6 protein-coding genes are annotated in these 6,799 nt (G+C 76.7%); 1 reads left to right on the plus strand and 5 read right to left on the minus strand.

Annotation, left to right across the window (positions count from 1 at the left end; genetic code table 11):
* Nucleotides 1-4: 4 nt before the first annotated feature.
* Nucleotides 5-2,512, minus strand: coding sequence for a WD40 repeat domain-containing protein (locus ACVJO7_RS25305; RefSeq protein WP_491674954.1), 2,508 nt, complete (start codon nucleotides 2,510-2,512; stop codon nucleotides 5-7).
* Between the two features lie 176 nt (nucleotides 2,513-2,688).
* Here ACVJO7_RS25305 and ACVJO7_RS25310 point away from each other — a divergent pair, with 176 nt between their 5' ends.
* Nucleotides 2,689-3,069: a hypothetical protein gene (locus tag ACVJO7_RS25310; RefSeq protein ID WP_491674955.1), complete on the plus strand. Its 381-nt coding sequence runs from the start codon at nucleotides 2,689-2,691 to the stop codon at nucleotides 3,067-3,069.
* On the opposite strand, the gene ACVJO7_RS25315 is transcribed toward ACVJO7_RS25310, so the two are convergent.
* The 4 genes from ACVJO7_RS25315 to ACVJO7_RS25330 form a co-directional block, all read right to left on the minus strand.
* Complete coding sequence (locus tag ACVJO7_RS25315; protein WP_491674956.1) at nucleotides 3,020-3,598, minus strand: L,D-transpeptidase; 579 nt, start codon at nucleotides 3,596-3,598, stop codon at nucleotides 3,020-3,022. The two genes, ACVJO7_RS25310 and ACVJO7_RS25315, sit on opposite strands and share 50 nt — an antisense overlap.
* Nucleotides 3,599-3,697: 99 nt before the next feature.
* The gene (locus ACVJO7_RS25320; protein ID WP_491674957.1) at nucleotides 3,698-4,174 is read right to left on the minus strand and encodes an MOSC domain-containing protein; all 477 of its coding nucleotides are present in this window, start codon (nucleotides 4,172-4,174) and stop codon (nucleotides 3,698-3,700) included.
* Nucleotides 4,171-5,982, minus strand: coding sequence for a glutamine--fructose-6-phosphate transaminase (isomerizing) (gene glmS, locus ACVJO7_RS25325; protein ID WP_491674958.1), 1,812 nt, complete (start codon nucleotides 5,980-5,982; stop codon nucleotides 4,171-4,173). Before glmS ends, ACVJO7_RS25320 begins: the two co-directional genes overlap by 4 nt.
* Before the next feature lie 12 nt (nucleotides 5,983-5,994).
* Entirely contained in the window at nucleotides 5,995-6,252 is a 258-nt protein-coding gene (locus tag ACVJO7_RS25330; protein WP_344025699.1) for a hypothetical protein, read from the minus strand.
* Nucleotides 6,253-6,799: the final 547 nt, after the last annotated feature.

A 6,799-nucleotide genomic window follows, 5' to 3' on the forward strand; every position in this document is an offset into this window, starting at 1 on the left:
GGGGTCAGCTCCGCAGCAGCCTGCGGAGCAGCGGGGTCCGGCCGGTGGCCGGCCCCGCCTCCGCGGGCTCCCCTTCCCCTGCCCCTGCCGGTCCGGAGTCCGCCCGCTCGCCCTCCTGCGCATCGGCCGCGCCCGCTGCCGGATCTCCCGGCTCGGCGCCCGCCGCTGCGGGCACCGGCCCGGACCCCGGCCGGTCCGCCGCCGTGCCGCCGGGCTCGCCCTGCCCGGGTGCGCGCTGTCCGGGGATCGCGGCCGCGCGGGTGCCCTGCTCCGGGATCGTGCCGGCCGGCAGCGGCGCCCCCTCCAGCACGTCCAGGCAGTGCGTGTCGCCGCAGGCGTCGCCGACGGCGACCGTGCCGGCGACCGCGGCCACCGCGGTGAGCGGGGCGTCCAGCGGGGCCCGGCCGAGCAGCTCGGCACCGGCCAGGTCCCACAGCAGGACGCTGCCGCCGGAGCCCGCGGTGACGGCCCGGTGCCCGGCCAGGCCGGCCACCGCCCGCAGCAGCACCGGATCGGCCCGGAGCGTCGTCACGGCGGCCGCCCCGACCGTCCAGACGTGCACCCGGCCGTCGGCGTCGGCGGCGACCGCGTGGCAGCCGTCGTCGTCGAGCGCGACGCCGGCCAGCTGCGAGCCGGGCAGCGGCGCCTCCAGCAGCTCGCCGGACGCGGTGCGCCACACGACGAGGGCGGTGTCCGAACCGAGCAGCACGGTGCTGCCGCCCGGGGTGAGCGCGGCCCGGCGGACCGGTCCGGGCAGCCGGACCGAGCGGAACTCCCGGCCGGTGCGGGCGTCCGCGACGGCGACCCGGTCGGCGTCCTGGCCGCTGCCGCCGACGACGACGAGCGTGCCCCGCCCGGTCAGCACGGCGCCGTTCACCCCGACCGATCCGGCACGGACGCCGGTGGTCGCGTGCCGCTCGTCGATCCGGTGTGCGTTGCCGCCGGCGACGGTGAACAGCCGGCTGCCGCCGGTGTCCGACCAGACGTGCCCGGCGGCCGTCGAGCACCGCCAGCGCTCGTCGCCGGTGTGCCGGTCGCGGGCCAGGAGCACCCCGGCGTCCCGGGCGGCGGAGACGACCAGGTCCCCGGTGACGGCGATCGCGCCGACCGCGGCCGGCAGGCCCGGCCGGTCCCCGCCACCGTCGACGCCGGTGGTGTCCCACAACAGGATCCGGCCGTGGTCGTCGCCGGTCGCGGCGATCGTGCCGTCGGGGCTCAGCGCGGCCGCCCGCACCGCGGCACCGTGGCCGGTGAGCACCACCGGCGCGCCGCCGGGACGTCCGGCGGCCCCGGCGGCCGCCTCGGTGCCGTCGTCGGCGCTGCCACGGCCACCGGCACCGTCCGGGCTGCTGTTCCCGGTGCCACCCCGGACGCCGCCGGGGTGGTCGGCGCTGCTGTCACGCGCGTTGCTGCCACCCGCGCTGCCGCCACCGGTCCGCCACAGCTCGACGGCGCCGTCCGCCCGCGCCACCAGCGCACTCCCGGTGCCCCCGGCGGCCGCCGTCGCGGCCGGGCCCCCGCCGAGCCGCTCCGGCCGCTCCGGCGCGCCCGCGTCGAGATGGAGCAGGTGCACCCCGCCGTCCTCGGTGGTGACCAGCAGCTCGGCGGGCCCGGTGCGGGCGAGCCCGGTGACCGCGGCGTCGCCGTCCAGGCCGGTGAGCAGCGAACCGGCGGACACGTCCCAGATCCGCAGCGCACCGTCCGCGCCGCCGGAGACGACGGTGCCGGGCCCGCAGGCGGCGAGCGCCCGGACCGGCCCGGTGTGTCCCTCGGTGAGGGTCACCGGGCTGCCGCCGATGACGTCCCAGATCCGGACCGAGCCGTCCGCGGCTCCACCGGCCAGCCGGGTGGCCCCGCCGGCGGTGCTCGCGAAGACGAGCACCCCGAGGTCCGCGCCGGGGGCGGTGAGCGTCCCGACCTCGGCGCCGTGCGCGGCCAGCACCCGGACGACGTCGCCCGCACCCGCGACCGCGACCAGCCCGCCGTCGTCGGACACGGCGAGCGCGCGGGCCCGGGGTGATCCCAGCGCGGGCCGGGGGCCGCAGGCCCCCGCGACCGGATCGGTCCCGGCGGCCAGACCGGTCGTCGTGTCCCAGGCCAGGACGGCCCCGGACGCGTCCACCGACAGCAGCCGGCCGCCCGGTTCGAGGACCAGCCCGGTGACGGCGTCGCCGTGGCCGTCGAGGATCCGGCGCAGCGCCGCCGACGCCGGCCGGGTCCGCCACCGGGTCGCCAGAACCAGCAGGCCACGCGTCTCGATCCGGCGGCGTGCGGCCCCGGCCAGCGCGTTCTCGCCGGTGGCGACCGCACGGGCCAGCAGCTGCTGGGGGAGTGCCGCGGGCCGTCCGGCGAGATCGGGATCGCGCAGGTGGTGCGCCTCCAGGTCCAGGACCCGGCGCAGCGCCTCGGGCGTCACACCGTCGGGCGGGGTCAGCCCCCCGAGCCCACCGGACAGCGCGTCGCCGGTGGCGATGCGCCGTTCCAGGCCGTCCCAGAACGTCTCGACGGGCATGCGGTGGTCCTCCCCGGGGTCGCGGTCGGTTCCGTGTCGGCGCCCCGCGAGGCATCGTTAACGAGGAAGGGGGTGTCACGGCGCGACCGGCGGTGACCGGTCGAGGGCATTCGGTGACCGGCGGTCCGTTGCGCCACGGACGGTGACTGTCGGGGGTCCGGGCTACCGTCCGGCTCATGGCCCGTACCTCTCGTGTCCCCGCGCTCCGTCCTCCCGCCCCGGGCGCGCTCGCCGGGGCCTGGCTCGCGATCGCCGAGATCGCGGTCACCGCACCCGTGGTGATCGCGCACCGCACGGCGCGGCTGGTCACCGGCGGATGGCCACCCGGGCCGCGGGAGCGGCGCGAGCTGACCCGCATGTGGGCCGAGAAGGTCGACGCCTTCACCCGGGCCGCGGTCGTCGCCGGGACGTCGGTCCCCGGGCCGGCCACGGCGGCCCGCGCGCTGGCGCCGATCCGCACCCGGGTGCGGGGCAACGCCCGGCGGCTCGGCCGGGCGGGTCCGGGCGTCAGGCCGCGGCGAGCTTCTCCCGCTCCGCCCGCTCGGTCGAGGCGTTGAGCACCTGGACCCGGTCGCCGACCTGCAGGTCGGCGTAGAACGCGCGGGCCTGGTCGAGGTCGAGCTTCACGCAGCCCGCCGACGCCCGGTCCCGGTCACCGCCGTGGAAGGCGATGCCGCCGTCGGCGAAGAACACCGACCACGGCATCGGTGCCGGGCCGCCGTCGGGGGACTCGAACTCGCCGCTGCGGTGGTCGGCCTCCTTGCGGTACACCCGGAACGAGTGCCCGGTCGGGGTCTCCTGACCGGCTCCGCCGGACGTGATCGGGACCGGGCCGCGGGTGATCTCGCCGTCGGTGATCAGCCATGCCCGCTGCGACTCCAGGTCGACGCAGGCCCGCGCCGAGACCGAGCAGGGTGTGCCGGCGACCTGCTTCTCGGCGTGCGTCCGCTGCGCGACGTCGCCGGTCTCGGCCTCCGTCCCGGCCGTCGCGACACCCGCGGTCACGACGACGGCGAGCACGACCGTCCCAGCCAGCGCCGCGGCTCCGGCCCGGGACCTGGCCCGGCGCACCGTCCTGTTCCGCACCCGCACCGCCTCCCTCCGTCGTGGTCCCCCGGACGGGTTCAACGCGCGACGCGGCCCTCCGTCACGGAGGAGACGGTGCGGCGGCCGGTCCGCGCCGGTTCACGGACGGGCGGTGCCGGGGCCGGTCACGGTGACCGGGTCGCCGGCGGCGATCGTCCCCGACGTCAGGATCCGGCAGACCGCACCGCCCCGGTCGTGCAGCGCACGCCGCGCGCCCGGCCCGACCGCGGTCTCCATCACCCGGCACGGTGCGGCGCGCCGGACCACCTCCAGCACGACGCCGTCCGGTCCGCCCACGACGATCCGGCTGCCCGGCTCGGTCGGGACCGCGCCCCGGTCGAGGGTGATGTTGCGCCGGGTCCGGCCGGACCCGACCGGCGCGCCGAGCGCCCCGGCGGCCGCGTCGAGCTCGGTGCGGCTCTGCACGGTGACGTGCCGGTGCCGGGTCCCGAGGTAGCGGTCGCCGACGAGGCCCTGCCCGGCGCGCGCCTCGACCCGGTCGACCGTGACCATCGGCGCACCCCGTTCGGCTGCGACGTGCACCGAGTCGACCCGCACCGGCCCGTCGTCGCTCACTCCACGGTCACCGACTTCGCCAGGTTGCGGGGCTTGTCGACGTCGCGGCCCAGCGCGACGGCGAGATGGCGGGCGAACAGCTGCAGCGGGACGGCGAGCAGGATCGGGGCCAGCTCCGGCTCGGTCCGTGGCACCCGCAGGACGTCGTCGGCGAGCCCGTCCGGGAGCTCCGCGTCGGTCACCGCGACGACCGGGCCGCCGCGCGCCCGGATCTGCTCGACCGTGCCGATGTTCTTGGCCAGCAGCTCGTCGTCGGGGATCAGGACGACACTCGGCATCTCCGGGGTGACCAGCGCGAGCGGGCCGTGCTTGAGCTCGGACGCCGGGTAGGCCTCGGCGTGGATGTAGGAGATCTCCTTGAGCTTCTGCGCGCCCTCCCGGGCGACCGGGCGGCAGCGGGTGCGACCGACGAAGAACATCGACGACGCGCCGGCGTGCCGCTTCGCGATCTCGGCGATCTCGCCGTCCCGTTCCAGGATCCCGGCGATCTGCCCGGGCAGCGCCTGCAGTCCCTCGACCAGCCGGCGGCCGTCGGCGACGGACAGGTCCCGCACCCGGCCGAGCAGCACGGCGAGCATCGCGAACGAGATGGCCATGTTCGTGACGGCCTTCGTCGAGGCGACCGACACCTCCGGCCCGGAGTGCAGGAAGATCCCGTTGCCGCACTCGCGGGCGATCGCCGATCCGATCACGTTCACCGCGCCGATCACCCGGCCGCCCTTGCGCCGCAGCTCCTGCACCGACGCGAGGGTGTCGGCCGTCTCGCCGGACTGGCTGACCGCGACGTAGAGACAGTCCGGGTCGACGACCGGGTTCCGGTACCGGAACTCGCCGGCCGGCTCGGCCGCCGCCGGGATCCGGGCGAGCTCCTCCACCAGCCCGGCGCCGATCTCGCCGGCGTAGTAGGCGGAGCCGCAGCCGAGGAACAGCACCCGGCGGACCCCGCGCAGGTCCCGCGGGTCCAGCTCGAGACCGCCGAGGCGGGTGGTGGCGAACCGGGTGTCGAGCCGCCCGGCCAGCGCCCGCCGGACCGCGTCGGGCTGCTCGGCGATCTCCTTGGCGAGGAAGTCCGGATGCCCGCCGAGTGCGTAGTCGCCGGTGTCGGCGTCCACGGTGGTGGGGGCGATGCGGGTCGAGCCGTCGATGCCGTCGGCGCGGACGGTGACCAGCTCGCCGTCGTCGAGGAACACGACCTGCCGGGTGTGCCGCACGACGGCGGCCAGATCGGACGCGACGACCATCTCGCCGTCGCCGACGCCCAGCACGATCGGGCTCCCGTTGCGGGCGACGACCAGCTCGTCGGGTGCCCGGGCGTCGAGCACCACCAGGCCGTAGGTGCCCTCGACCTGGGTCAGGGCGGAGCGGACGGCCTCGGCGAGCGACCCGGCACCGGCGTCCAGGGCCTCCGCGACGAGATGCGGCAGCACCTCGCTGTCGGTGTCCGAGGCGAGCACGACGCCGCGGGCGGTCAGCGCGGTGCGCAGTGCGTCGGCGTTCTCGATGATCCCGTTGTGCACCACGGCGATCCGCCCGGCCGTGTCGGTGTGCGGGTGGGCGTTGCGGTCGCTGGGCTCGCCGTGTGTGGCCCACCGGGTGTGCGCGATCCCGGTCCGGCCGCGCGGCGGGTTCTCGCCGACCAGGTTCCGGAGGTCCTCCACCCGGCCCGCGGTGCGTCGCACCGTCACCTTCCGCCGGTGCACCAGCGCCAGACCCGCGGAGTCGTAACCCCGGTACTCCAGGCGCGCCAGCCCGTCCAGCAGGACGGGGGCGGCCTCCCGTGACCCGACGTAACCCACGATGCCGCACACGCGACGTCCTCCTCAGCCGTAGACGATCCTGCGCAGGCGACGCGCCGACACCTCGCCGGGTGCGACCACCCGGGCGCCGAGCTCGGCACCGATCCGGGGCCAGATCGCGTCGTTGTGCAGGCCGCGGGCCTGCAGCTCGCGGTGTCTGCGCCGGACGAACTGCTCGGTGGTCTCGGTGAAGTGCGCGACGACGTCGGCCACGACCCGGGCCGCGACCTCCTGCGGGAGACCGGTCGTCACGACGACGTGCCGCACGAGATCCGGATCCACGGACCGATACTGACCGCACGACGCGTGAAAGGCCAGGATTCTGCCCGGATCCGGGCAGGAATTGGGTTGAACAGCTCTGCCGCGGTCGTCGACCCGGGATCGTCGGCCCTCGGTCCGGGGTGGCGCCGCCGGCCTGGTGGTCGTCTCCGGCCGTCGCACCCCTTGTCTGTGTCGCGTTGCGTGTGTCGCCCCCTTGCTCGCCGCGGCCCACGGCCCACTCCCGACCGGCCCGGACGGCTCCGGACGGCTCCGGACGGCTCCGGACGGCTCCGGACGGCACGGACATGGCCTCTGACCTGCGGCGACATCGAAAGGGGACCCCCCTGTTCACGGGCCCTGAGCGCTGCTGTAACTTTATCCAGGTCAGCGAGTGAGCCGGACAGAACGGGCCGCAGAGCCCGGTCAACAGGCCCCGTTGGCCAGATGGTCCCCCCGGTGGATGTCCGAGTTTGTCGGGTGTTTATGGTGGTGGGGTCAAGGCGATCCGCCTTCGGATCCGGTTGTGAGGCCGGTGGTGTGGTGCGGGTGTCTTTTGAGAACTCAACAG

Source organism: Pseudonocardia sp. DxW, assembly GCF_058448985.1.

Excerpts from the sequence above, each read along its gene's own strand:
- ACVJO7_RS25305 (WP_491674954.1), bottom strand. The coding sequence starts at position 2,512 with ATGCCCGTCGAGACGTTCTGGGACGGCCTGGAACGGCGCATCGCCACC.
- ACVJO7_RS25310 (WP_491674955.1), top strand. The coding sequence starts at position 2,689 with ATGGCCCGTACCTCTCGTGTCCCCGCGCTCCGTCCTCCCGCCCCGGGC.